The following is a 25,173-nucleotide window of genomic DNA, read 5'->3' on the forward strand; positions in this document are numbered from 1 at the left end:
CCTTTATATTTCACGGCCGCTTTATCAGCCAAAGGATATACTGCCGAAACTACCTCCCCACTTTCACATTGATAGGTATGTAAATTGTATTTCATCGTTTTAGAGGCTTGACCTTGTTTAAGGTTTACGCAGCCAACAAGGAGCACTGTGGGCACTAAGGTAAAAAGCAACAAAAACTTCAAAGGAACCTCAATTTAATTAAACAATGAAAATTAAACCAGTTATGAAATCTGATTTAAAAAGGGGGGTTACCCACCATTAAATTTCAATTGACTACTAGTCACTCACTACATATTTCAGAATTTCTACTACCTGTTCAGGAGTTGTTGCCCAGGCAAGCGCAGCTGCATCAACTTCTTTTAAAGGATGGATAACATCTTCGCTATGTAGAGTAATGTAGGGAGTACCTAATGCGGCGCAATACCCTGCATCAAATGCAGCGTTCCATTGTTTGTATTTATCACCAAACCTAATAATGGCGATATCGCATTGCTCAACAAAGGTTTTTGTTCGAATAGCATTAACTTTGGCAGACTTATGATCACGCCAAAAGCTTTTTTCTTCTTTACCTAATAAATCACCTGCGGCATCACTGGCTTCATGATTGGTCACTGCTGATGTGAAATGAAAGCCGCTACCTTCACAGCCTGAAATAATTTGCTCGCGCCAATCTGTATGTATTTCACCAGATAAGTAAATATTTAAACTCATGATCGTTCCAAAATTTCGAAAAGGATTCATAAACAACTATACGCATAATTCACTGTTTTTTCTCTAGCGTATTACGAACTCTAGATTTCAGCCTTGGCAAAACATCTGCCTCAAACCAGGGGTTTCGTGTTAGCCAGCGGTTATTCCTAGGGCTAGGATGCGGTAGGGGTACGATTTTTGGCCAGTATTCTTCCCAAGATTTGACATGCTCTGTAACTGAACGATTAGTATTGGGAAGGTGATAATCTAAGGCATATCTGCCAATAACAACAATGAACTCTAAAGAAGGTAATTGCGCGAGTAATTGTTCTCGCCATGCTGGAGCACATTCAGGACTAGGCGGTAAATCACCAGATGGACCGGTACCCGGAAAACAAAACCCTATTGGCAAAATAGCTATTTTAGATGGGTTGTAGAATTCGTCACTTGTTATGCCTAACCAACTACGCAGCCGATTACCACTAACATCATCAAAAGGAATGCCCGATTCATGTACTTTTCGTCCGGGTGCTTGACCAGCAATTAATATTCGAGAGTCAGGTGCTAACTGAATAATGGGTCGCGGACCAAGTGGTAGACTTTGCTTGCAAAGCTCGCATGCACGCACACGGTTAAGCAACAATTCAAAAGAACTCATAACCCCTCCCCGTTTAGCAGAGTTTGGCGAGCGATTTGGCCTTAATTTTATGTATTTTTGACCAAAGCTTGGTTTGCTTGCTCTAAATCATGCTGACTAAATACTTTTATTCCGTGCTCTCTCAAAAGTGCAGTGGTTACACCTACACCTTCTATTGTTTTTCCAGTAAAGCTTCCATCGTAAATTTTTGAACTTCCACATGAAGGGCTGCCTTCTGCAAGCACAGCTACCTTTAGATTGTGCAGCTTGCAAAGCTCTAACGCAATCTGTGCACCCTTAACAAAATAACCTGTAACGTCCTTGCCTGTGATGTCTTTGACTTGCGAAATACTATTCCAAACACCTAAGCCGTCTCCTTTAGAAATTTCTGCAGGCGCTCTAGGAATGGTCATTCCGCTATCAAACTCTGGGCATGTTGAAACCACCCTCCCCTCATTTAACCACTGTTTCAATACACTCGAATCAGATTGCAATGAACCACCATCATAGCGAACCTCTTTTCCTAATAGACACGCACTTACTAAAACTTTTTCCATTTTATTTCCATGGTCTAAGAAACCAACCCTCATACAAATAACTTTAAAGGATACATATATAGAATCTAATCAGAGGATGCATCATTTTCAAAGCTGCCTTCTAACACAACCTCAGGGGACTGAGTTATAGCTTTTGCAAGTGCTGGATATTGTTTCTTATAAGTCAGGATTATTTCTCGTAGCGGTAGATCATCAAATTCGCCGCGAACCTTAATATATTCCATATGTTTATTGCCTGCTTGATCAAACTCATGAAAAATTGAGTCAGTTCTACCGTCAAACTCCAGTGGCTTAATGCCAGCCTTATCACACAGGGATTTATTAAAAGCAGGTGTCGATTTTACCCATTTGTTATTCAGGTAAAACTCTGTATATCCATGCCAAAAAAATATGTCGGACTGCATGATTTGTTTTAATTTTTCAGAACTCAAGTGATTTCTAACATCGGCAAAACCTAAACGAGAGGGTATTCCAACTGAGCGCCCGAGGGCTACTAGTAATAAGGCTTTTGTAACACAGTAACCGTATCCTTGGTTAAGAATCGAACTGGCTTTTAAATCAATTGCTGTAAACCTAATTCGATACGGGTCGTAACGAATATTGTCACGCACCGCATAATAGAGCTTTATCGCTTGTTTGCCTTGGTCGTGCTCTTCACCAATGAACTGCTCAGCATATTCAATGATGGTTGAATTGCCAGAATCAATAAATTCCGTTGGTGTAAGGTATTTATTGATATTCATAGTCATCGCCTAACCAATTAATGATAGAAAAACCAAATTTGAAGCCACTAATAGCTATGCAATCCGATAGCGGACAAAAATATATATTTCCATGCCCATTCCAAACCTTCGTTTAATTTGACGCATAGATTAAGCAACAATGGTCGGTCCAGTAGCATGCAGCAATTCAGACTAAACCGCTCCTTTAGCTGTCAGTTTATAAAGAATAACGTTTAACCCCAGAGATTGTCTATAGTTTCGAGATCACATGACAGGTCATAAAGTTTATTGTGTTTTTTCGGGTAGGAAATTCCATTTTGTAGATATAAAAGTAACAGGCACAAAAAAGGCCACCTAATGGCAGCCTCTCTTTAACAACTTGGCAATTAGATAGCCATGATGTTTTCAGCTTGAGGTCCTTTCTGACCTTGAGTTACTACGAACTCAACTTTTTGGCCTTCAGCCAAAGTCTTGAAGCCAGAACCTTCAATTGCAGAGAAATGTGCGAAAACGTCAGGGCCAGACTCTTGCTCGATGAAGCCAAAGCCTTTAGTTTCGTTGAACCATTTAACGGTACCAGTAGTTTTGTTAGACATGATATATATCCTGTATTAATTAATTTTGCTCTAGAGAGCGTTTTTTTAGTAAAAACGAATCTCCTACTGACTTATTTGCACTACAGGACGTAATTTAACAATAAACAACGAAGTGGAGCCGATAAACAATAGACGTTCTTTTCTAACTGGCGATCACTTTATAGAGATTATTATTTATGTCAACGATTTATTTCAATTAAATGATCACAACGGAGCCGGAAATGCACATAGGCACCCTTGGATCAAAGGCATGCGGTTTTGCACTATTGCGTCATTTGAACTACACTAATTAAAATTTGCTTAAGAGGTAACTACTATGGGTGATTTTGCTCAACAACCTTCTTCAAAGTATTATTCAACACCCAGTGTAGCTGAGCTTAGTAGTGAACACGCCGCAGCTAGCATTCGATGGATGAAAAATGTCGCCATGGTGCAATTTGAGCTAAATGTCGATGAAACTTTAGATCTGCTAGGTGGTATAAAGCGACGAACTTGGTTTGAACTCGTTAAAAAAGCCGAAGCACATCAAGGTGTGTCGATAAGTCGTGATGTTATGGAACGCTTCTCACTACTTATAGGCATTTATAAAGCCATGAAGTTAAGCATTCCCGATGCACCTAGCGCTTTAGCACATTTTTTTAATAAACCTGCATCCGCCAATATCTTTCGAGGGCTATCTGTTAAGAGCTACTTGCTGGAGCACGGTTCTATGGCAGCACTCTACAATGTGAGGCGTTATTTTGATGCAAAGCGAGGCTAGTACTAGCACCCCACTCTGTCGCCCAATGTGGCAGCATTTTCGGGTCGTTCATTCACGTTTTCCGCCTAAAAACGTCTTTGATACCAATGATCACGATGCTTTTTTGTTGGCACAAGTCGAGTCCAGCACTAATGATAGGCTTTTTAACTGGTCGAGCTACATCGAGGTTGAAGACTTTCACCATGGAGATGGTTGGGGTGCGCTAATGGCTTCGTTCTGTTACCCAAGACGTGGTCGATTTAGTAGCGATGAACGAGGCGCCTACTATTGCTCAAAGAACATTGAAACAGCCATTATTGAATGGTCTTTCCATACAGCTAGGTTTTGGCAAGAGCATGGCTGGACCGATGAAGTCAGCGCAGTTGTGCGCAGTTATACCGGCAGAATAGTAGAAGACTTACTCGACGTTCGAAATGATGAATCATTACACCACCGAGATGATTACCAAAAATCTATAGCATTTGCAGATATAGCTTATAAAAATAAGGCCTATGGAATTATGTATCGGTCCGTTCGCAACTCCGGCAGTGAATGCTTGGCACTGTTACGCCCTGTCGCCTCTACTCCGGTAAAACAATCGGCACATTACACACTCATATTTAATGGCCAAAACTTCGAAAGCTACGCTAAATTAGGTGATTTAAAGAAAATTTAACGCCAAATACGTGGTTCCATCTCTAAGTGCACACCAAAATGCTCAAACACCCGCTGTTTAACCGTTTCGGCCCAGTCGAGTATTGCGTCGCCATTTGCGCGCTTCGGGTTCACGACAACTAAAGCTTGTTTTTCATAGCAACCAACACCTTGGTCATTAACTCGCCCTTTTAATCCTGCTTGATCTATTAACCAACCTGCCGCTAGCTTAACCTGATCACCCGCTGGGTAATGAACAAGATCGGGAAATAATTCCAAGACACCCTTAAACTGAGCAGTAGATAAAATCGGGTTTTTAAAGAAACTACCCGCATTAGGAATAACCTTAGGGTCGGGTAGTTTTTCAGTCCGAATGGCGATCACAGCTTCATAAATATGTTTAACTGTTAAATGTTCATTTTGTTCAAGTATTTTTAAAGGACCGTAGCTTAGGTTAGGCTTCAGCTCGCGGTTCAGTTTTAGCTCTACCGAGGTGATTACATAACGCCCTTCATGGTCTTTGAATAAGCTGTCTCTATATCGAAATTGACACTCTTCGTTTGGTATACAAATAAACTTTTCTTCTACTAAATCGTAAGCATTGACCTGTGTGACCAGGGTGGCAATTTCGACACCATAAGCACCAATATTTTGCACTGGCGCAGCACCCATTGTACCGGGTATCAATGCTAAATTTTCTAACCCGGAATAGTTTTGCGCCACACACCAGGTTACAAACTTATGCCAGTTTTCACCTGCACCTACACGCAATGTAACGTTCTTATCAGTTTTAGATAATTGTTCAATCCCTTTAATAGTATTACGAACAACAACACTATTTATTTTGGGTGTCAAAACCAAATTACTACCGCCACCTAACACCAGAAGTGGTAATCCTAATTCTTTTGTAGAGGCAACGACAAAAGGTATGTCATCTTTATAGCTGAGTTCAAAATAACACTGAGCTGTTGATGGGCAGGCTAATGTCGAGCATAAAGATAAGTCTTTATTTGGTTCTAATTTAATCATGAGCTATTTTACTGGCAATATTTTTAGTGGCTTGTACACATAAATCCAGCACCTTCTCAAACCCGTCACCTGCGCCATAATAAGGGTCAGGTACCTCAGGTACAGCTAAGCCAGCAAACTCTAGATAAAGCTCAAGCTGAGCAATGCTGTCGCTTGGCTGCATTGCCTTAAGATCTGCTAAGTTGTTACGGTCCATTGCAAAGATGTAATCAAAATTATAAAAATCTTCAATGCTGACTTGTCTTGCACGTTGATCACTAAAATCAAGGCCGCGATTTAATGCCGCAGCCAAGGTTCGGCTATCGGGTAGTTTACCAATATGATAATTAGCTGTCCCCGCAGAATCTATCAACAAACCAAGGTTTCTCTGTTCATTCTCATGTGCCATCATGCCATGAGCGGTGGGGGAACGGCAGATATTCCCAAGACAGACAAATAGAAGTTTTTTCATGAAGCTAAGTCTCTAAAAATTGAGATAACATTCTCAAGGTCTTCTTGTGTATCTACGCCAATCGGAATATTGACTAGTGCTTTTTGGGCAATAATTTTATGTCCGTTCTCTAAAAATCGCAGCTGTTCAAGTTTTTCTAACGATTCCAAACTACTTTCAGGATAACTCACAAATGCATCTAGAGCAGATTTACGATACGCATAAATCCCTACATGGCGCTTTAATTTTTCACTAGGATTTCTTTGATTGTCACGATCAAAGGGGATGTTCGCGCGCGAGAAATATAACACCTCATTTGAATAACTTTGAACGAGCTTAACCATATTTGGGTTATCTAGCCCTTGCTCAACACTGATTTCTTCATACAAGGTTGAAACCGCCATACTCGGATTATGTTCAAGCAAGTCACTAACTTGCATTAAATTTTCAGTCGGCATTAATGGCTCGTCACCTTGTAAATTTATGACGATATCTTCAGCTTCGAGTCCGAGTTTATTAGCCGCCTCTTGTAAGCGATCGGTTCCGCAAATATGATCTGACCGTGTCATAATTGCCTGAAAACCATAAGCAGTTACGACCTCGGCAATACGAACATCATCGGTTGCAACAGCCACAATATCGACATGATCACCCTGCACCGATTCACACACACGCACAATCATGGGTTTACCAAGAATGTCTTTCAACGGTTTGCCTGGCAAACGTGTTGAGCTAAATCTAGCTGGAATAATGACTGCTTTTTTCATTGATCTTTTCTCGAATCAGCGTGAGCAATTGCTCATCGAATTTTTGAGGTAACCTAAACTCTAAAGGTGCGACATAAACATTAGGGTATCGAGTTAAATCTAGTTTCACTGCGTCCTTTTCGGTGATTACAATTGGCAAATTACCACTCAACGATGTAGGTGGGATAACCGCATGGTCTGTTAAAAAGGTTGATTTTGTTACTTGATAACCTAATTGCTCGATCGAGTTCAAGAAGCTTTTACCGTAGCCTATTGCTGTCACTAACTCAATCTCATCGGTTTTTAGTAAGGTTTGATTGTGTACGTTTTTAGGTGGTTGAACCTGTAGAGTGGTTTGCGCATTAACTGTTACTTCTGTGTTCGAGACGCCCTTACTGACAATAAAGTTTACATCACTCAAGCGTGTCGCAGTTTCCCTAAGTGGACCTGCTGGCAATAAGTTGCCATTTCCTAATCCTCGCTCGCCATCCAGCATGACCAACTCGATGTCACGTGCCATATTATAATGCTGCAAACCATCATCACTAACAATAATATCGACGTCAAAATGTTCAATAAGATGATTGACTGCAGCATGTCGGTCGGGTGCGACGACAACAGGCACCTTCAAGCTATTACAAAGCAGCTTGGGTTCATCACCACAAGCCAGAGCTAAAGTCTCTGCAGTTACAATTAAGGGGTATTCATTACTTTTGCCGCCATAACCACGACTGACAATACCTATTCTGAGGTCATTTTGACCACAAAGCTTGGCAATATATTGAATCATCGGGGTTTTACCCGTGCCGCCTACGGTTATATTGCCCACAATTAAGACAGGGACTGAATAGCCTTCAAGTCTTCTTCGTTGTCGTTTTTTTTCCGTAATAATACGCACGAGTATAGAAAACGGTAGTAAGAAAAAGGTGTACCATGGTAATTTTTTACGATACCAAAATTCCATAATGCCACCCTTTTAGGTATTTATTCACTACTTTGCGCTTGCGTGGTAATGCTAACTTTATTAAAGCCCTGCTGAGCTACAGCATCTAACGCATGAATAAAGGCTTGATGAGGTGCTTGTGCATCGGCAGTGATCACAATGGCTCTATCAACATCTCCATCTGAAACCGTTTTAAGCGCTTGTTTTAACGATTCGATATCGTGCTTTATTAGTACTTGGCCGTTGACTGCATAAGTACCTGTGCGGTCAACTAACACTTCAATTAGGCTTGAGTTTTCAGCCGCAGCTTCAGACTGGCTGTCGGGAAGCGTTATTTGCAACTGAGTTTCACGCGTAAAGGTTGTAGTAACCATGAAGAAGATCAATAACAAAAACACCACATCAATCAAGGGTGTTAAGTTAACCGTTACCTCTTCTTGTCGTGATCGTCTAAATCTCATTTTTTGTCTTTCGCTGTTTCTGAATGTATGGCATCTACTAATTTAGTACTGTCTTGCTCCATTAAGACTAATAACTCATCGACCTTGCGCGTTAACGAACGATGAAAAGCAACAGCGGGTATCGCTACTGAGAGCCCAGCAGCAGTTGTAATGAGGGCCTTTGAAATACCGCCAGCCAAAACAGCTGTATTACCCGTACCTTGAAGCATGATATCTGAGAACACATCGACCATCCCCAATACTGTACCGAGCAAACCCATTAAAGGCGAAATAGCCGCGATGGTGCCTAAGGTGCTGAGAAACTTTTCCATTTCATGCGCTGCGTGATTACCTGCTTCTTGGATCGCGTCTTTCATGGCTTCACGGCCATGCTTAGAAGTGCGTAGACCCGCGGCTAAAACGAATCCAAATAAACTGCTTTGTGCGAGCTCTTTTATTTTAGATGAGTCTAATTCATGATTTTTGATCCACATCCAAACCTGAGGTAACTGGTCTTTAGGACGAACCTTTGAAACTCTTAACGTCCAGTAACGTTCAACAATTATAGCCATGGCAATAACCGAACTTAGCAAAATCGGCAGCATTAATAACCCGCCGGCCTTTATAATTTCAAACACAATGAATATCTCCTTTAAAGTGCGCCTACTTTACCATAGGAAATTTCAAAAAAAGTATAAAAATCAATAAATAAGGCGTTTTCTAAAGGCCGATTCGTAAGATTTTAGGCGAATATCTACTTGTGTCACAAAAATGTCTATTGTGCCTCGCTTTGCGGTATTTTCTAGCGCGAGCTCTTGCTGCTTAAACCACTGTGTAATCCGTTTTGATGGCCAATGACCACGAGCTATATCCGCCCCACTGTTGACAAACAAGGCATCTTTATTAAGGTTTAACCACTGACCCGAGCTGCTTGAGTCACTGCCATGGTGGCCCAATACAACAATGTCAAATGGGAATAGCTCGGGGTAAGTTTGTAATAAGTAGTATTCTAACTTTCGACTGGCATCGCCGGTGAATATCATCGAAAACTGCTCATTTCGTAACACCAAAATACAAGAATTGTCATTGTCGTTCAGTTGTAGTGTTCTGGGAATAGGGATAAAAAACATAAAGTCAGAATCAATTGAATTGGAATGGCAATTTATAGCAGGTGTCGTTAAAAGTTCAGGCTGGCCGGCATACACTATGGCTTTTGGAAACTGGCTGACCACCTCTGCAGCACCGGCCGAGTGATCTGAATCGGAGTGAGACACAATAAGTGCAGACAGGTCAGGTACTAAACCTGATAGTTTTCGCCCATAAATACTCTCTACCTTCCCTATTTTGCCCCCGGTATCGTATAAATATGCTTTATCTTGGGTTTTAATCAGGGCTGAAATGCCATGGCCTACGTCAAACAACCGGATATACAGCTCGTTCTTCTGCAATAAGGGTGAATCTGGTCGGTCTAAATACCACGAACTTGTACCAAAAAATACAAACACAAAAACCCAACCAAATAGAACCCTTCGCTGAGGAAGCCACATTAAAAATAACACCAACACGCCTGTACATAAAACAACCAACACCAATGAAACATTGCCTTCAACACCCAATTGCGCGGTGAGTTCAATTAGGGTTAAACAATATCGCGCAACCCATTCGAATAGAGCGACTAATGGATTAGGCAATAGAATTACAAGTAGTGCTAGAGGAAAAATTATAAATGTAATCACCGGACTGGCGATCAAGTTGATCACAAAACCTAAAACGTTAAACGAAAGTCCATAGAAATAGCTCCAAAACAGTGACAATAAACTCATTAGAAGTTGAAAGGCCAGCACTGCCGCAATCTTCGAAAGTCTTGAAAAAAATTGCCATCGATAGGCCATTACTATCATTAATACGGAACCAAAGCTAAGCCAATTACCGATACTTAACCAGGTCTCAGGAAAACAAAGTAAAACAACCAACGCAGAGATTAAGATAGATTTATAGGGGTGCAGTTTTAACCGAAGCAGAATGCTCAACAAGGGCACCCCAGCCATTATCAAAGCTCGTAATGCAGGGATAGGCCAACCAATAAAACCAACATAAAAAGAAGTGACTATTAATACCGCACTGTAGCGAAGTGCGATATTTAAACGGTAGATAGGCGCAAGCACCATGGCGATGCCATAAAAAATTATGTTCACCATCAACGCAATCAAACCGATATGGAACCCACTCACAACAAACATGTGAGCTAATTGGTTTTTAGCAAGCAAAGCTTTCAATTCACTACTCATGCCTGAAGACCAGCCCAATACCAGCGCTGCCCAGAGCTGCCGATGGGTCAGATGTTGAAAATAATCTGCAACAGAGCCGTAAAGTTCGAATATCAGGGTGTTTTTCGGAAATGAACTATTCAAAGAAACCAAAGTGACTTTGGCGTCTATTTGTTGGGAAAAGTAGTATTGATCAACATTGAATTGCTTTGGTAATAAGGTACCAAAGGGTTGCTTAACTCGAAACACGCCTGTTAAACACAAACCTGGAGTGTTTTCTAAATTAAATTTGTTCGGCAGTGCTGCAGATACTGCTCGCAAATTAAGTGAACTGGGCTGATCAGTTACTAATGCCGTACCTAACAGAACATCATCGTATTGCTTAAATAACGGATCAGCACAAATAGTCAGCGGGAAAAGTTGGTGTTGTAGAGAAAAAGGCAATGTATGTCGAGTTTGAAATTCAAGATAACCCAGTACAAGCAAGCCAATGAGCAATACAAACAAGAAGCGCCAATAAAGAAAAGGCGCTGCGAATAGCGACACTAAAACGATATAACTAAAAGCAATGTTAATGCCCCAAGCAAACCATAACCAGGGCACTAACAACAGGCCAGCAAATGCAAACATCCATGTTCACCTTAGCGTGTTGATTTAAACTAGGATACTTTTTCTAAGTGCCCTTTCGATAATTTAAATTGTATCGGTATATGGTTTGCCCAGTCTTGGTTGTGGGTCACAATTACAAAACTCGATTTAAACTGATAATTCAATGATTCTATAAGCTTTTGAGCTTGTTCTGAACTGTCTTCATCGAGGTTGCCGGTAGGCTCGTCCATGAGGACAACTGCAGGCTTATTGATCAACGCTCGCGCGATAGCCACGCGTTGCCGTTCTCCTCCAGATAGCTCACCTGGCCGATGGCGCATTCTGTCTCCTAAGCCCACACTGCTCAACAACGACTTACCGTATTCAATAGATTCATCAGTGACTTTCCCGACAATACGACAAGGCATAATAACGTTATCGAGCGCTGAGAACTCAGGCAATAAATGATGAAACTGAAAAACAAAACCCATGTGTTTGTTGCGTGCTCTTGCTCTATCTTTATCGGCCAGCTTGGCCAGGTTTTGGCCGGCCATCAACACATCACCTACTGTTGGTTCATCTAATCCAGCCAGTAAATTTAATAGCGTTGTTTTACCAGAACCGCTGGTGCCGACAATACTGGCCATTTCACCTACTGAGATATCAAAAGAAATATCTTTTAATACATCTATTGATTCGTGCCCCAACTTAAAAGATCGGGAGACCGATTGACAGGATAAAACTGAATTAGGATTCATAACGTAACACCTCCGCTGGTGAAATACGTGAAGCTCGCCACGCGGGATAAATTGTAGCCAAAACAGCAATAACAAATGCACTGATCGATACGGTATAGATATCAGCCCATTGTAATTGAGAGGGTATATCGCTGATGAAATAAACATTGGCGTTTAAAAATTCGATATTAAAGAAGCTCTCAATGCCAGAAATAATATCAGCAATGGTCAACGCACCTAAAACACCTAACAATGTCCCTACAAGGATACCCAGTGCACCAATTACGGTCCCTTGAACAATAAAAATACCCATCACTTGTCCACGTGTTGCACCTAAGGTTCTTAGTACGGCAATTTCACCTTGTTTATCGGTGACTAACATGACCAAGCTAGAGACAATGTTAAAGCCTGCAACGGCAATGACCATAAACAACAACAAACCAACCATTCTTTTTTCCATTTGAATGGCTTGAAACAAGTTACCTTGCGTAGCTGTCCAATCGGAAACGCTGTAAAAGCCTTCAATTGTTTGGCCTGCTTCTTTGGCAATGGTTCTCGCCATAAAAAGATCGTCTACTTTTAACTGAACACCATCTACTGCATCTCCGTACTGAAGTACCTTTCCTAGATCATTTAAATTAAACACGGCTAACGTTTGATCAACCTCTGCTCCGACTTTAAAAACACCAGTCACATTAAAGCGTTTAAAGCGCGGTTGAATACCCGCAATATTCACTGATAGTTGCGGAACAATTACAGTGATTTTATCACCGACATAAGCGCCAATTGAACGGGCGAGGATATCGCCAAGAATGACATTAAATTCACCTTCTACGAGATCGCTAATATCACCATCCAGTAAATGATTCGGTAAAATTGATACAGAAGATATTGTATCGGGGTTAACGCCACTTAAAATGGCGCCCTTGGTTTGTCTACTGCCTACTATCATGCCTTGGGTTTGCACATAGGCAGACGCCCCTAAGACCCTTGGGTGCTCTAGTACTATTGATCGCACTTCGTCAGAATTAGTCATCTCCCCTACTTTTGAAATAGTCGCGTGCGGTACCATCCCTAGTATGCGGGTTCGCAATTCACGATCGAATCCATTCATAACAGATAAGACAATAATAAGTACCGCAACCCCTAAGGTTAGCCCTATCATTGAAACAGCTGAGATAAATGAAATGAAATGATTTCGACGTTTAGCTCGAATATAGCGCAAACCTATATACAGCGGTAAGCTTTGAAACATACTGTTATCCATTATTTACGGCAAGACGCCACTATATTGACTACACTGGCATAATTAGATTCATTTTACATAACAATGACAACGGGTCCAATATGCCAAATAATACCCAAGAACGACGTGATTCATTTCGTGTTGACATGAACGCCATTGTACAACTAAAGCCAGTCACTGCCGAAGTGGTTAATGGTGCAGAGTGCTTTCCAGAGCTAAACACCTACTCCATAATGTCCGAAGCCGTAAAACTTGATGCTGAAATCGCACTGCTGAGCGATCGCATTAAAGATTTAGCGGTGCAAAAAACCTTGAAGCTACTTCAGAAGAAAATAGATTTAACACTAAAAGCCCAAGAAATTGAAAAAATACAGCAATTTAAGTTAAAAACTCAAACAATCAATATTGGTGAAGGCGGCTGCTCTTTGGTATCCGACCAAAGCGTTGCCGTTGGTGATAGAGTGGCACTCGCAGTGATACAAAGCAGCCATTATTTTACTTTTTTTCCCACAGCTCGCATTGTAGAATTAACTCCAACAGAAAACCTAACTCAAATACATCTAACCTTTGAGTCGTTAACAGAAGCTGAAAACACCACATTGATGCAGCATTTGTTTAAAATTCAAACCGCCCAAGCGCGACAAACCTAAACACCATAGGCCTCATTAATGATTCGATTTTTACCTGAATGGCATCCCCAAGATGCTATTTTGCTCACTTGGCCGCACCGTGAAAGTGCTTGGCAGCTAACTTTAAACCAAGTTGAAAATACTTATATAGATCTTGTTGCGGTTATTTCCCACCACCAGGCATGTCTGGTTCAACTGCATCCCAGTGTCGATATCACTGTTCTGGCGCGTAAACTCGCGGACGCAGGTACAAATTTAAGTCGTTGTTATTTCGTAGCGTGTGAGAGCAATGACACCTGGGCTCGCGACCATGGTCCAATTTCTATTCAAACGGGTGAAACCAGCCAGTTACTTAACTTCCAGTTTAATGGCTGGGGTAATAAATTCGAGCATGCTTTAGATAACCAATTAAATCAGTACATGTCAGACCAAGGCGTATTCACGGTTCCAATGGAATCATCTACTTGGGTCTTGGAAGGAGGTAGCCTAGAAGTTGATGAATTCGGCACCCTACTGACAACTGAACAATGCTTGCTAAATAAGAACCGTAATCCTCAGGCGAACAAAGCTAACATCGAGAGCTATTTGAAAGAAAGCTTAGGCGTTAAACGAGTTTTATGGCTATCTGAAGGTGAGCTTGACGGTGATGACACAGACGCACACATTGACACCTTAGCTCGCTTTGGGCCAAACAATCAGATAATTTTCCAAGGTTGCCAAGACGAAACTGATGTTCATTTCACATCGTTAAATGCGATGCACCAGCAGCTAGCTAGTTTTCGCAATGAGCAAGGCGAACCATACCATTTAATTGAGTTGCCCTTCCCTAAAGCAATATATGCAGAAGATGGTCATCGCCTACCCGCCACCTATGCTAACTTTCTAATTACTAATGACTTGGTCATTGTTCCTAGTTATGCAGATAGCGCCGATATTTTAGCCGTTGAAAAAGTTCAATTAGCGTTTCCGAGCCACCGAGTCGTGAGCATCGATGCTCGCCCGCTAATTGAAGAACACGGGTCAATACATTGCATTAGTATGCAACTTACCCAACACACGGTGAATTTTGACTACCCTTTCGTAAGAGCCTAGATAACTAGGCTTTTATCACTGCTGTCCCATAGTTAAAAAGCGGGCTTTTATAAATGTTTATGAGCGTTTCGGTGCTTCTATTTCCCATTTATAATTGGGTAACGACCGTATGACACTTTTGCCATAGCGCTTTTCGACAATTCGGCGATCCATAAACCAGATAGTACCTGTGTCATTCTCATTTCTGACTAATCGTCCACATGCTTGCACTAACCGGATAATAGCCGAAGGCAAGGTAACTAATTGGAACGGATTTAACCGCTTTTGTTCAAGCCATTGAGAAAGAGTAGCCGTAATCGGGTCATCGGGCGTTCCAAATGGCAACTTTGCTATTACAAGGTGAGTTAAGTAGTTACCCGGTAAATCAACTCCTTCTGCCAAGCTCGCTAAACCAAACAGCGTCGAACCCGCACCGCCTTCCATTCTGTCTTTGTGGTGACCAATTAACATAGATTTCGGCAAATCGTCCTGCAAGGTCACAATAGCTTGCCACTTTTGGCTTAAACCTTCATAGGTCTCGTACATTTGAGCACGAGATGAAAATAGCACTAAATTACCCGTTTCTTCTGGCAAATTATTTTCAATCAGCTCAATTAAGGAAGTGGTATGCTCGGATTTTTTGGCCGCATCGACAGCAAAAGCAGGTATTTTTGCGATTACAGCTTGTTGGTAATCAAAAGGACTGTCCACGCGAAGCACATCAGAATCGTGTTTGAGACCGGCTTGATTCAAGAAACGATCAAACTTTCCTTCAATGGTGAGCGTCGCTGAAGTGACGATGGCCGCACTGCACCGATTCCACAAGTAACTCCTTAATACATGGTTAGCCGAAACGGGACTAGTGTTTAAAATTAGGTCTTGTGATTCTGGCGTATCGACTCGCTCAATCCATCGAGCCATGGGCGCATAATCGGGTGAATCTTCTTGTAACCAGTTTGTCACTAACCCCTTCGCGGGTTCCATACGTTGCAACCAACGGCCAATAACTGGCAGTGCATTTTGTAAATGGTCTTTCTCTTCAATGTCTTGAGCAGAAGAGAGCCGCTTACGAACGCTTTCGTCTAAGGCAATTATCGCTAAAAACAATTGAGTGAAAGGCTGATGCAAGGGTTCCAATATGGCAGAAAACTCTTCAATTTGTTCAGGTTGCAACAAAGTTAAGGTGTTGTTGTCGCCATCTAACCTATGGTACCAAGGCTGCAACGCCTGCCAAGCAAACGACAAGTGCTGTTGAGATGCATTCAAATTATCAACAACTTGATCCATTAAATATTCAGATTTTTCGCCATAAGCTAGTTCAAGGCGTAACTTAGGTATTTGCTTCTTCCATTGTTCAAATTGATTGAGCATATACTTTGCCGTTAACTGGCTGGCAAAATGCATTAAAGCTTTATCTGGTAAGTGATGACCTTCATCGAATACGTAAATAGTATCTTCTGGGGCCGGTAAAATAGCGCCTCCACCCAGTGATAAATCGGCCATTACTAAATCGTGGTTTGCAATAATGACATTCGCTTCTTCCAGTTCATTTCTGGCTTCAAAAAACGGACAATTTTGGAAGTGAGGGCAACGCCTGTTAAGGCATTCACGATGAGTTGACGTTAAAGTCTGCCAGAGTTTATCATCGACTTTCTCAGCTAATTGATCCCTATCTCCACTCCACTCGCCCCGCCCGAAATCAGTCATCAACTCATTATAGATATTTAAAGTGGCCTCATCGGCAGCCATTGTTTCTTCAAAAAGCGACATGGCGACCACCGTACCGCTGTAAAACTGTATTAGCTGCTCTAGTTTATGGGTACATAAATATCGACCTCGACCTTTCGCCAAAACAGCTTTAAAGGTGAGATTGGTGTTTTTAATGATATCGGGGATATCTTTATTAACGACCTGTTCTTGCAGAGCAACCGTGGCAGTTGCAATAACCAATTTTTTATTGAACGCCTGAGCCATTGGGATAGCGCTTAATGCGTATCCAACAGTCTTACCCGTACCGGTACCCGCTTCAATTACTGCGATGGGCGCTTCGCCAATCTTTTTGCCTTCGTCATCTACTTGCATACGCGACAAACTGCGGGCAATTTGGGCCAGCATATGTTTTTGTCCGTATCGAGATTTTAGTTCTCTAGCGTCAAGATAGTGTGAATATGCGGATTGAATGGTCGTTTTTACGGTATCAGATAACATTTAAATTTGGTTTCGATGAGAAGGCGGCTACAATAGCCTACTTTCTAATTAAGAGGAATATTTGATGCAACAACGAGTCGTTTCAATTGGTGATATAGCCTGTGGCAATGATAAACCTTTTACCCTATTTGGTGGAATCAATGTTCTCGAAAGTCGCGATTTAGCGCTACGTGCTGCAGAATCTTACGTTAAAGTGACCGAAGCGTTAAATATACCTTACGTTTTTAAAGCCAGCTTTGATAAAGCAAACCGCAGCTCTATCAATAGTTTTCGTGGTCCTGGGTTAGAAGAAGGTCTAAAAATTCTTCAAGAGGTTAAAGAAACCTACAATGTCCCCATTATTACAGATATTCATGAGCCCTACCAAGCTGAGCCTGCAGCTGAAGTAGCTGACATTATTCAGTTGCCCGCATTTTTATCTCGCCAGACTGATTTAGTCGCGGCAATGGCAAAAACCAAAGCCATTATCAACATTAAAAAAGCACAGTTTTTAGCGCCTCATGAAATGCAACATATACTTAATAAGTTCCAAGAAGCAGGTAATGACAAGCTAATTTTATGTGAACGCGGCAGCAGTTTTGGGTATAACAACTTAGTTGTAGACATGCTGGGTTTTGGCATCATGAAAGAAACGGGCTTCCCGGTTATTTTTGATGTGACTCATTCATTGCAAAAGCCAGGCGGACGCTTGGACTCAGCTGATGGACGTCGAGGCCAAGTTACCGACTTAGCAAGAGCAGGCATTTCTCAGAAAATAGCAGGTTTATTTTTGGAAGCTCACCCTGACCCATCTAAAGCAATGTGCGATGGTCCATCGGCACTACCCTTAGATATGTTAAAGCCGTTCTTAGAGCAAATGAAGGCTGTTGATGATGTTGTTAAATCATTACCAGAAATAGTCACTGGATAATTTCTAACTTGAGCTAGATCACTGCTGTCCCATAGTTGAGAAGCGGTCCATTGCTTGGAATTCGGGTGTTTGAAACATGGATGTTTCAATCAAGCCCCCATGGAAGGGTTTACGGCGACCGAAATTTCAAGCAATGGGCCGCTGAACCTCGCGTATTCACTAAGGTATTTATGGGACAGCAGTGGAGCTATAAATAAAAACCAACGAATTTAAAGGTGGTTTTTTTGAGTTTTAGAAGAGTTACGATTGTCTATTACGCTCAAACTCTTTTTTCATGCTTCTTTCATAAGCTTTTTGATAGACATTTTGTGACTTTAGAATCAAATCGCAAACATACCGAGCAACACCCATACCGCCGCCAACTGGAACAACATGGTCGACACCTTTGCTAACATACTCGTAAGCATCGTTAGGACACATAGACACACCTACAGCTAACATGGCTGGCACATCCACCATGTCATCGCCAACAAAAACCGTTTGGGCTAAGGAAATTGACAGAGATTTTGCTAGTTTTGTGACCGTTTCTTTTTTGTCTTTGATGCCTGCATAATAATGACGAATACCAAGCTCCTGCATTCTTTTGGCAACCATTACAGAGTTTTTAGCGGTAACAATCGCCACTGCAATACCCATATCACTCAAAAGCTTTAACCCGACACCATCTCGAACATGAAACACTTTAGTTGTTTCACCCGATTCTGAATAATAAAGTTGTCCATTTGTTAAGACACCATCAACATCGAATACAACTAGCTTTGTGTTACTTAATTTTTGTTCCAAAGTTTCTAATGACTGCATAGCGTTTATCCAAATAAATCGAAATTAGGGCCATTTGAATTTGTTTCTGAGTTTAACCAATTGGCAGGCTTACTGAATGTTTGCTCTATTTGGCGTTGTAAACTAGATGTGAGTTTTTTAGAGCCCTGACAATAGGCTATCGCATGCACTTCACTAATACCCATACAATTCGCAAACTCTTCGGTGTTGATTAGGTTTTCTTTAAGTATTTGATTTAACTTTTCAGTTTGTTCGGACATTGACTGACCTCCAATGAAAAAGGCTGCATTCGCAGCCTTTTATAAACAGAAGATGTTAATGCTATCTACTGACGAATTTTAATATCAGCTGACAAACGAGCACTATTGAACACAATCTGATATTGACTGTTGCTCGACATTTGGTTTAACCATGCTTGTGCATTGCTTAAGTCTGACTCTTCGACAGAAACATCATTCACTTTAGTAACCGCTACCGCATAAGCCTGAGTATCTAAATTGCTTGACCCAACACTAACGCTAGTTGGTTTAGGCAACGCAAAAGCTGTCTTCACTACATCAGCAGGTAACGTAGACTCTGTACGGGTAATACCTTCGGCCAGTGTCCATTGTGTAATATCAGCACCGTTTACAGCCGTTTTTTCTACCGCTGCGGTCATTAACTCAATAGATTTTTCAGTTGTTAAATTTGCAACAATAAAGCTTTTCACATCATTAAGTGGTTCTACTTGCTCAGGTAAGTAATCCCTCTTTTGAACGACAACTAAGTCACCGTTTGCCATTTTAGCAACGTCGCTGTTCACACCGTCGTTAATAACTTGCTCAGAGAATGCCACTGCTTGAAATGCACTGTCTGCCATCAATGGATTCATTGTTGAACGTGTCAACCAATCTGTTGCTTGAACCTCGACAAAGAATGCTTCTGCAACATCGTTAATGCTGTCAGTTGCGTATGCTTCATCCGCTAATTGAGTCTCGATTATAATAAGTTCATCACGAGCTTTTCTATCACGAATATCAACTTCTAAATCTGCTTGCTTTAGTTCGAAAGGAACAGCTTCCTGCTTATTAATAGAATCTAAGCGGATAATATGAGTTCCATATTGAGTTTCGACTAAACCAGATATTTGCCCTACTTCAGTAAGCTCTGCGGCGGCGGTGTTAAACTCTGCAACATACACACCTTCAACTAGTTTACCTAATGATCCACCAAACTCTGCACTGCCTGGATCTTCTGAAAGCTCTTTCGCTAAAACAGCAAAGTCTTCACCGGCATTCAGTCTATCTAATGCTTTTTGCGCTGCTGCTGTATTATCTTCTTGGCTGGTAATTAAAATGTGAGATATTTCACGTTCTGAACTGGTACTAACCGAAGTAATATAAGACTCATACGCTGTTTGTAAGTCTTCTTCGGTAACGATAGCTTGCTCAGCAATTTCTTCCTTAGAAATAACAAGGTAAGACAATTTAACCTTTTCTTCACTCATAAACTGGCTACTGTTTTCATCGTAGTAAGCCTGAATTTCTTCATCAGAAACTTGTACATCTGCTTCAAAATCTGCAGCGTTGAAAGCCAAGTATGCAACATCGCGCTGCTGACTATCTAATTGAGCCAAAGTCTGAACTGACTTTTTAATATTGAAGGCACTGCCAAATATACCAGCCTGCAATTGGCTTAATGCATTTTTCTTTTTCTCACCAGCAACGAAGGTCTGGTGAGTATACCCTGCACTAGAAAGTACACGTAAATAAGTGTTTTGATCAAATACGCCATTAACTTGGAAGGCCGCAACATTTGCTATTGACTCAAGTATTTGCTGCTCTGATATTTCAAATCCCATCTCTACTGCCAATTGAGACTGAACCGCTTCATTTACTAAACTATTAACAACTTCGTTACGTAAAAAGGGTGAGTTGCTAAGCTGTAATGCCGCTTCTGCGCCATATTCTTGCGCCAATTCTTGCTGACGACGATTGAGCAGAATTTGATAGTCGTATTCTGAAATATCTTGCCCATTAACAGTTGCAGGAGATGAATTGCCTGCGATCGACATTATCGATTCGGCACCGAACAATACAAAAGTGATTACAATGAGACCGACAATAATTTTACCGGGAGTTCCCTTTGCGGAGTTACGAAAGGTATCGAGCATTTAATTTCCAACCTGGCTCTGAAGCTTGAAGTAAATAAACAAAAAAAAGCGTATCTCGCGATACGCTGCTATCCAATAATTTGGAATGGCGAGCACTGTGCTCGCCGAACAAACTTAGTTAACTGCGTCTTTTAATGCTTTACCCGCTTTGAAGCTAGGTACTGTTGCAGCAGCAATTTGGATTGGGTCCCCTGTTTGTGGGTTACGGCCAGTACGTGCAGCACGCTCTTTCACAGAAAATGTACCAAAACCAACCAAGACAACTTGATCACCTTCTTTCAACGCGCCAGTGATTGATTCAACCATCGCATCTAACGCACGACCAGCAGCAGCTTTTGAAAGATCCGCAGACGCAGCAACTGCATCAATTAATTCAGACTTATTCACACTATTCCCCTTTACTTTGTTTTATTAATATCAAAGTGATTAATAGACTAAAAATATTTCTATTTTTAGTCGTACTAACCCTTTGTAAATGTTTTTTGTAACATTGCACTAAAACCAACGTCAATTTATACCAGTCCGCAAAAACTAAAGTCAAGCCGCTTAGTGCGTACTTATACTGGTTTCGGGGTGGTTTTTGGCTTTTTGCTTAGAAATTGCCGTTGCAACCTCATCATCGGTCAATGGTTTGGGTTTAGACTCTAACGCAATGTCTAAAACTTGATCAATCCACGATACCGGTCTGATGTCTAATTCGTTCTTAATGTTATCAGGTATTTCCTTCAAATCGCGAACGTTTTCTTCAGGAATTATTACCGTGGTAATACCACCCCGATGCGCAGCTAATAGTTTTTCTTTCAAACCGCCAATAGGCAATACTTGTCCGCGTAAAGCAATCTCACCCGTCATTGCAACATCTGCACGCACAGGAATGCGTGTTAACACTGATACGAGGGCTGTACACATGCCAACCCCAGCAGAAGGCCCATCTTTTGGTGTTGCGCCCTCTGGGACGTGTATATGGATGTCTTGAGTTTCATGAAAGTTTGGTAAGATACCCAAAACTTGAGCGCGAGAACGTACTACAGTCATTGCTGCTTGGATCGATTCTTTCATAACATCACCTAAAGAACCGGTTCTTAGTACGACACCTTTACCTGAAACTGCACTTGCTTCCAGGTTTAGAAGCTCTCCACCGACTGAAGTCCAGGCTAATCCGGTTACCATACCGATCTGATTTTCCTTATCAGCCATCCCGTATTTGAATTTTATAACTCCTGAATAAGGCTCTAAAGTCTCTAACGTGATGCTCGATTTCGACTTTTTCTTATCCAATAAGTTTTCCATGACTACTTTACGACATATTTTCGCTAATTCACGTTCTAAACCACGCACCCCTGCTTCACGAGTGTAGTGCCGAATCAGCCCCAGAATGGCTTCATCGGATACTTCAAGTTCATTTTCTTTTAGTCCATTGGCTTCTACTTGCTTAGGCAATAAGTAACGCTTTGCAATATTAAGCTTTTCATCTTCTGTGTAACCAGGAATACGGATAACTTCCATCCGGTCTAACAATGGGCCAGGAATATTCATACTGTTCGAAGTACAGACGAACATGACATCAGATAAGTCGTAATCAACTTCTAAATAATGGTCGTTAAACGTATGGTTTTGCTCTGGGTCTAATACTTCTAACAAAGCCGAAGCAGGATCACCGCGATGATCCATCCCCATCTTGTCGATTTCGTCTAGTAAGAATAAAGGATTTTTTACACCCGCTTTACTCAATTTCTGAACGACTTTACCCGGCATTGAGCCGATATAAGTGCGGCGATGACCACGAATCTCAGATTCATCACGTACGCCACCTAATGCCATGCGAACATATTTACGGTTGGTTGCTTTAGCAATTGACTGCCCCAATGATGTTTTTCCAACACCCGGTGGGCCGACAAGGCACAAAACAGGGCCTTTAACCTTTTTAACGCGCTGCTGCACGGCTAGGTATTCTAATATTCGTTCTTTTACTTCTTCTAGTCCGTAATGATCGGACTCAAGTACCTCTTTTGCCTTGCTTAAATCGTGACGGACACGTGAACGCTTAGACCAAGGTACACCCAGCATCCAATCTAGATAGTTACGCACAACGGAAGCTTCTGCAGACATCGGCGACATCATTTTAAGCTTGTTTAATTCGCTTAATGTTTTGTCTTTTGCTTCTTTAGGCATACCTGACTCGTCAATTTTGCGGGTCAGATCTTCAACTTCATTGGCGTTACTTTCATCTAAGTCGCCCAATTCTTTTTGAATGGCTTTGATTTGCTCATTGAGATAGTACTCGCGCTGAGATTTTTCCATCTGCTTCTTAACGCGACCGCGAATACGCTTTTCTACTTCTAGCAAGTCTATTTCAGCTTCGAGCAACGATAACAAATGTTCGATGCGAGCCCGCTCAGAAGCGACCTCTAAAACTTTTTGCTTCTCATCAACTTTTAGCGACAAATGCGAAGCGATGGTATCGGCTAAGCGACCAGGCTCTTCAATGTTGTTCAAAGAAGTTGAGACTTCTGTGGGTACTTTTTTGCTTAGCTGTACATATTTATCAAACTGAGCAAGTAAAATACGAACCAAAGATTCTTGTTCTCGATCTGATAAGGCGTTAGTTTCGATGCTATCGGCTTTAGCCGACAAATAGGCACCATTATCATCGATATTGCTGATGGATACACGATGCTGGCCTTCGACCAAAACTTTCACCGTGCCATCAGGAAGCCTTAATAGCTGCAACACGGTTGCCAGCGTGCCAATTTCGTATAGATCGGCATTTAGGGGATCGTCGTCTTTTGCGTTTTTCTGGGCCACTAATAGAATTTTCTTGTCGGTATCCATTGCTACTTGCAATGCTTCAATCGACTTTTGGCGGCCCACAAACAATGGAATGACCATATGCGGGTACACGACAACATCGCGTAATGGCAATAATGGAAGCTCCGTTGTATCTGAAAGCTGTACGTCTTCGTGCGCCATGTAAACCTCAAACAGTTACTAGTCCACCACTGTATTGCGGCAAACCTAAATATATCAATAGCTTAGAATAAAAAAAACGGGCTTAAGCCCGTTTAATCTGCTGCACCGCTTGCAGATTTGGGTGCTTCTTGTGTTTCGTATATGAGTAAGGGTTCTGATTCACCGTTTATAACCGATTCATCAATAACCACCTTAGTTACTCCCTTCTCTGAAGGAACACGGTACATAGTGTCTAGCAAAACGTTTTCAATGATCGAACGTAAGCCACGAGCACCAGTATTGCGCTCCATTGCCTTTTGAGCAACCGCTTTTAAGGCGCTTTCACGGAAATCTAACTCAACCGACTCCATTTCGAAAAGCTTTTGATACTGCTTCACGAGTGAGTTTTTTGGCTTAGTTAAAATTTGCATCAATGCATCTTCATCAAGCTCTTTCAGTGTCGCAATAACCGGTAATCGACCGATAAACTCAGGAATTAGACCATATTTAACTAAATCTTCCGGCTCTACATCTGAAATAATCGAACCCAATTTACGCTCATCTTTGCTCTTTACCGATGCATTAAAGCCAATGCCGCCCTTTTCAGCCCGCTGACTAATAACTTTATCTAGGCCAGAGAACGCGCCACCACAAATAAACAATACATTAGAGGTGTCTACCTGTAAAAACTCCTGTTGTGGGTGCTTTCTACCACCTTGAGGAGGAACTGAAGCGACTGTACCTTCAATAAGCTTTAGCAGCGCTTGTTGTACGCCCTCGCCTGAGACATCACGTGTTATAGACGGGTTATCTGATTTACGAGAGATTTTGTCGATTTCGTCAATGTATACAATACCGCGTTGGGCTTTATCTACATCGTAATCACACTTTTGCAGTAATTTCTGAATAATATTCTCAACATCTTCACCCACATAACCCGCTTCGGTTAGCGTTGTGGCATCGGCAATGGTGAAAGGCACATTCAATAATCGCGCTAAAGTGTCTGCTAACAGTGTTTTACCGCTACCTGTTGGGCCAATCAATAAGATATTAGACTTACTGAGTTCTATCTCTGAATTACCTTCACCGTAATGCAATCGCTTGTAATGATTATAAACTGCAACTGACAAAACAACTTTTGCCCGGTCTTGACCTATCACATATTCATCTAAAGTTTCACGCAATTCAGATGGTGTTGGCAAAGTAGCGCTTTCGTTCTTAGGCGCCGCATCCTGTAGTTCTTCTCGTATAATGTCGTTGCATAAATCAACGCATTCATCACATATAAAAACCGAAGGTCCTGCAATTAACTTGCGAACTTCGTGCTGGCTTTTACCACAAAAAGAACAATACAATAATTTGCCATCATCGCCCTTTCTGGTTTTATCCTCAGCCATCTAATTACTCCAATACCTATTTCTTAAAATTAAAGATGTATTCACCTTCAAATAAA

The 25,173-nt window shown here is 41.5% G+C and carries 26 protein-coding genes; 5 read left to right on the top strand and 21 right to left on the bottom strand.

All coding sequences use genetic code 11. From position 1 onward, the window contains the following. Positions 1-276: 276 nt before the first annotated feature. From ACI882_RS10880 to ACI882_RS10900, 5 genes are all read right to left on the bottom strand, one after another. Complete coding sequence (locus ACI882_RS10880; RefSeq protein ID WP_411743243.1) at positions 277-711, bottom strand: YtoQ family protein; 435 nt, start codon at positions 709-711, stop codon at positions 277-279. 49 nt (positions 712-760) lie between these two features. Continuing rightward, a complete protein-coding gene (locus tag ACI882_RS10885) occupies positions 761-1,348 on the bottom strand; it encodes a uracil-DNA glycosylase family protein (protein ID WP_411743244.1) in 588 nt (195 codons plus the stop codon). Between the two features lie 47 nt (positions 1,349-1,395). Continuing rightward, positions 1,396-1,884, bottom strand: coding sequence for a DUF523 domain-containing protein (locus tag ACI882_RS10890; protein ID WP_411743245.1), 489 nt, complete (start codon positions 1,882-1,884; stop codon positions 1,396-1,398). A 65-nt stretch (positions 1,885-1,949) separates the two neighbouring features. Beyond that, positions 1,950-2,627 carry a transglutaminase-like domain-containing protein gene (locus tag ACI882_RS10895; RefSeq protein ID WP_411743246.1) on the bottom strand — a complete coding sequence of 226 codons (678 nt, stop codon included), beginning with the start codon at positions 2,625-2,627 and terminating at the stop codon, positions 1,950-1,952. Between the two features lie 365 nt (positions 2,628-2,992). Next, a complete protein-coding gene (locus ACI882_RS10900; RefSeq protein ID WP_411743247.1) occupies positions 2,993-3,202 on the bottom strand; it encodes a cold-shock protein in 210 nt (69 codons plus the stop codon). A gap of 316 nt (positions 3,203-3,518) precedes the next feature. Between ACI882_RS10900 and ACI882_RS10905 the strand changes: the two genes are divergently transcribed. Further along, entirely contained in the window at positions 3,519-3,962 is a 444-nt protein-coding gene (locus ACI882_RS10905) for a hypothetical protein (protein ID WP_411743248.1), read from the top strand. Next, positions 3,946-4,617: an RES family NAD+ phosphorylase gene (locus ACI882_RS10910; protein WP_411743249.1), complete on the top strand. Its 672-nt coding sequence runs from the start codon at positions 3,946-3,948 to the stop codon at positions 4,615-4,617. The genes ACI882_RS10905 and ACI882_RS10910 overlap by 17 nt, the downstream gene beginning before the upstream one ends. Here ACI882_RS10910 and murB read toward each other — a convergent pair. From murB to ACI882_RS10955, 9 genes are all read right to left on the bottom strand, one after another. Further along, positions 4,614-5,624 (bottom strand): UDP-N-acetylmuramate dehydrogenase, encoded by a 1,011-nt coding sequence (gene murB / locus ACI882_RS10915; RefSeq protein WP_411743250.1) that lies wholly within the window; start codon positions 5,622-5,624, stop codon positions 4,614-4,616. The genes ACI882_RS10910 and murB overlap by 4 nt on opposite strands. Then, positions 5,617-6,075, bottom strand: coding sequence for a low molecular weight protein-tyrosine-phosphatase (locus ACI882_RS10920; protein WP_411743251.1), 459 nt, complete (start codon positions 6,073-6,075; stop codon positions 5,617-5,619). The genes murB and ACI882_RS10920 overlap by 8 nt, the downstream gene beginning before the upstream one ends. After that, on the bottom strand, positions 6,072-6,821 hold the full coding sequence (gene kdsB, locus ACI882_RS10925) for a 3-deoxy-manno-octulosonate cytidylyltransferase (RefSeq protein WP_411743252.1): 750 nt from the start codon (positions 6,819-6,821) through the stop codon (positions 6,072-6,074). The genes ACI882_RS10920 and kdsB overlap by 4 nt, the downstream gene beginning before the upstream one ends. Further along, the gene (gene lpxK / locus ACI882_RS10930) at positions 6,793-7,764 is read right to left on the bottom strand and encodes a tetraacyldisaccharide 4'-kinase (protein ID WP_411743253.1); all 972 of its coding nucleotides are present in this window, start codon (positions 7,762-7,764) and stop codon (positions 6,793-6,795) included. Before lpxK ends, kdsB begins: the two co-directional genes overlap by 29 nt. 20 nt (positions 7,765-7,784) lie before the next feature. Then, on the bottom strand, positions 7,785-8,204 hold the full coding sequence (locus ACI882_RS10935) for an ExbD/TolR family protein (protein ID WP_411743254.1): 420 nt from the start codon (positions 8,202-8,204) through the stop codon (positions 7,785-7,787). Next, complete coding sequence (locus ACI882_RS10940) at positions 8,201-8,821, bottom strand: MotA/TolQ/ExbB proton channel family protein (RefSeq protein WP_411743255.1); 621 nt, start codon at positions 8,819-8,821, stop codon at positions 8,201-8,203. Before ACI882_RS10940 ends, ACI882_RS10935 begins: the two co-directional genes overlap by 4 nt. Before the next feature lie 63 nt (positions 8,822-8,884). Next, the gene (locus tag ACI882_RS10945) at positions 8,885-11,080 is read right to left on the bottom strand and encodes a ComEC/Rec2 family competence protein (RefSeq protein ID WP_411743256.1); all 2,196 of its coding nucleotides are present in this window, start codon (positions 11,078-11,080) and stop codon (positions 8,885-8,887) included. 29 nt (positions 11,081-11,109) lie between these two features. Next, positions 11,110-11,796, bottom strand: coding sequence for an ABC transporter ATP-binding protein (locus tag ACI882_RS10950; protein WP_411743257.1), 687 nt, complete (start codon positions 11,794-11,796; stop codon positions 11,110-11,112). Continuing rightward, the gene (locus tag ACI882_RS10955; protein WP_411743258.1) at positions 11,786-13,030 is read right to left on the bottom strand and encodes a lipoprotein-releasing ABC transporter permease subunit; all 1,245 of its coding nucleotides are present in this window, start codon (positions 13,028-13,030) and stop codon (positions 11,786-11,788) included. The genes ACI882_RS10950 and ACI882_RS10955 overlap by 11 nt, the downstream gene beginning before the upstream one ends. Positions 13,031-13,122: 92 nt before the next feature. Here ACI882_RS10955 and ACI882_RS10960 point away from each other — a divergent pair, with 92 nt between their 5' ends. Together ACI882_RS10960 and ACI882_RS10965 are read left to right on the top strand one after the other, a co-directional pair. Continuing rightward, positions 13,123-13,671: a PilZ domain-containing protein gene (locus tag ACI882_RS10960; protein WP_411743259.1), complete on the top strand. Its 549-nt coding sequence runs from the start codon at positions 13,123-13,125 to the stop codon at positions 13,669-13,671. An 18-nt stretch (positions 13,672-13,689) separates the two neighbouring features. Further along, positions 13,690-14,742: an agmatine/peptidylarginine deiminase gene (locus ACI882_RS10965; protein WP_411743260.1), complete on the top strand. Its 1,053-nt coding sequence runs from the start codon at positions 13,690-13,692 to the stop codon at positions 14,740-14,742. Between the two features lie 57 nt (positions 14,743-14,799). Here ACI882_RS10965 and dinG read toward each other — a convergent pair whose 3' ends face one another. Further along, positions 14,800-16,929 (bottom strand): ATP-dependent DNA helicase DinG, encoded by a 2,130-nt coding sequence (dinG, locus tag ACI882_RS10970; RefSeq protein ID WP_411746923.1) that lies wholly within the window; start codon positions 16,927-16,929, stop codon positions 14,800-14,802. 64 nt (positions 16,930-16,993) lie between these two features. Between dinG and kdsA the strand changes: the two genes are divergently transcribed. Next, positions 16,994-17,839 (top strand): 3-deoxy-8-phosphooctulonate synthase, encoded by an 846-nt coding sequence (kdsA, locus tag ACI882_RS10975; protein WP_411745594.1) that lies wholly within the window; start codon positions 16,994-16,996, stop codon positions 17,837-17,839. A gap of 240 nt (positions 17,840-18,079) precedes the next feature. Here kdsA and ACI882_RS10980 read toward each other — a convergent pair whose 3' ends face one another. The 6 genes from ACI882_RS10980 to clpX all read right to left on the bottom strand — a co-directional run bounded on the left by ACI882_RS10980 (position 18,080) and on the right by clpX (position 25,117). Then, positions 18,080-18,640, bottom strand: a complete 561-nt coding sequence (locus ACI882_RS10980; protein WP_411745593.1) for a KdsC family phosphatase — start codon at positions 18,638-18,640, stop codon at positions 18,080-18,082. Positions 18,641-18,645: 5 nt separating this feature from the next. Next, positions 18,646-18,879 (bottom strand): hypothetical protein, encoded by a 234-nt coding sequence (locus tag ACI882_RS10985; protein ID WP_411745592.1) that lies wholly within the window; start codon positions 18,877-18,879, stop codon positions 18,646-18,648. Positions 18,880-18,944: 65 nt separating this feature from the next. Next, positions 18,945-20,771, bottom strand: coding sequence for a SurA N-terminal domain-containing protein (locus ACI882_RS10990; protein ID WP_411745591.1), 1,827 nt, complete (start codon positions 20,769-20,771; stop codon positions 18,945-18,947). Between the two features lie 114 nt (positions 20,772-20,885). Further along, positions 20,886-21,158 (bottom strand): HU family DNA-binding protein, encoded by a 273-nt coding sequence (locus tag ACI882_RS10995; RefSeq protein ID WP_216001651.1) that lies wholly within the window; start codon positions 21,156-21,158, stop codon positions 20,886-20,888. A 159-nt stretch (positions 21,159-21,317) separates the two neighbouring features. Continuing rightward, entirely contained in the window at positions 21,318-23,741 is a 2,424-nt protein-coding gene (gene lon, locus ACI882_RS11000) for an endopeptidase La (RefSeq protein WP_411748477.1), read from the bottom strand. 92 nt (positions 23,742-23,833) lie between these two features. Beyond that, positions 23,834-25,117, bottom strand: coding sequence for an ATP-dependent Clp protease ATP-binding subunit ClpX (gene clpX, locus ACI882_RS11005; protein ID WP_411744163.1), 1,284 nt, complete (start codon positions 25,115-25,117; stop codon positions 23,834-23,836). Positions 25,118-25,173 lie beyond the last annotated feature (56 nt).

Source organism: Reinekea sp. (assembly GCF_046710285.1).
In the GTDB taxonomy this organism is placed as follows: domain Bacteria; phylum Pseudomonadota; class Gammaproteobacteria; order Pseudomonadales; family Natronospirillaceae; genus Reinekea.

Coding starts and splice junctions, on each gene's coding strand:
- ACI882_RS10880 (WP_411743243.1), bottom strand. CDS start 711: ATGAGTTTAAATATTTACTTATCTGGTGAAATACATACAGATTGGCGC.
- ACI882_RS10885 (WP_411743244.1), bottom strand. CDS start 1,348: ATGAGTTCTTTTGAATTGTTGCTTAACCGTGTGCGTGCATGCGAGCTT.
- ACI882_RS10890 (WP_411743245.1), bottom strand. CDS start 1,884: ATGGAAAAAGTTTTAGTAAGTGCGTGTCTATTAGGAAAAGAGGTTCGC.
- ACI882_RS10895 (WP_411743246.1), bottom strand. CDS start 2,627: ATGAATATCAATAAATACCTTACACCAACGGAATTTATTGATTCTGGC.
- ACI882_RS10900 (WP_411743247.1), bottom strand. CDS start 3,202: ATGTCTAACAAAACTACTGGTACCGTTAAATGGTTCAACGAAACTAAA.
- ACI882_RS10905 (WP_411743248.1), top strand. CDS start 3,519: ATGGGTGATTTTGCTCAACAACCTTCTTCAAAGTATTATTCAACACCC.
- ACI882_RS10910 (WP_411743249.1), top strand. CDS start 3,946: ATGCAAAGCGAGGCTAGTACTAGCACCCCACTCTGTCGCCCAATGTGG.
- murB (WP_411743250.1), bottom strand. CDS start 5,624: ATGATTAAATTAGAACCAAATAAAGACTTATCTTTATGCTCGACATTA.
- ACI882_RS10920 (WP_411743251.1), bottom strand. CDS start 6,075: ATGAAAAAACTTCTATTTGTCTGTCTTGGGAATATCTGCCGTTCCCCC.
- kdsB (WP_411743252.1), bottom strand. CDS start 6,821: ATGAAAAAAGCAGTCATTATTCCAGCTAGATTTAGCTCAACACGTTTG.
- lpxK (WP_411743253.1), bottom strand. CDS start 7,764: ATGGAATTTTGGTATCGTAAAAAATTACCATGGTACACCTTTTTCTTA.
- ACI882_RS10935 (WP_411743254.1), bottom strand. CDS start 8,204: ATGAGATTTAGACGATCACGACAAGAAGAGGTAACGGTTAACTTAACA.
- ACI882_RS10945 (WP_411743256.1), bottom strand. CDS start 11,080: ATGTTTGCATTTGCTGGCCTGTTGTTAGTGCCCTGGTTATGGTTTGCT.
- ACI882_RS10950 (WP_411743257.1), bottom strand. CDS start 11,796: ATGAATCCTAATTCAGTTTTATCCTGTCAATCGGTCTCCCGATCTTTT.
- ACI882_RS10955 (WP_411743258.1), bottom strand. CDS start 13,030: ATGTTTCAAAGCTTACCGCTGTATATAGGTTTGCGCTATATTCGAGCT.
- ACI882_RS10960 (WP_411743259.1), top strand. CDS start 13,123: ATGCCAAATAATACCCAAGAACGACGTGATTCATTTCGTGTTGACATG.
- ACI882_RS10965 (WP_411743260.1), top strand. CDS start 13,690: ATGATTCGATTTTTACCTGAATGGCATCCCCAAGATGCTATTTTGCTC.
- dinG (WP_411746923.1), bottom strand. CDS start 16,929: ATGTTATCTGATACCGTAAAAACGACCATTCAATCCGCATATTCACAC.
- kdsA (WP_411745594.1), top strand. CDS start 16,994: ATGCAACAACGAGTCGTTTCAATTGGTGATATAGCCTGTGGCAATGAT.
- ACI882_RS10980 (WP_411745593.1), bottom strand. CDS start 18,640: ATGCAGTCATTAGAAACTTTGGAACAAAAATTAAGTAACACAAAGCTA.
- ACI882_RS10985 (WP_411745592.1), bottom strand. CDS start 18,879: ATGTCCGAACAAACTGAAAAGTTAAATCAAATACTTAAAGAAAACCTA.
- ACI882_RS10990 (WP_411745591.1), bottom strand. CDS start 20,771: ATGCTCGATACCTTTCGTAACTCCGCAAAGGGAACTCCCGGTAAAATT.
- lon (WP_411748477.1), bottom strand. CDS start 23,741: ATGGCGCACGAAGACGTACAGCTTTCAGATACAACGGAGCTTCCATTA.
- clpX (WP_411744163.1), bottom strand. CDS start 25,117: ATGGCTGAGGATAAAACCAGAAAGGGCGATGATGGCAAATTATTGTAT.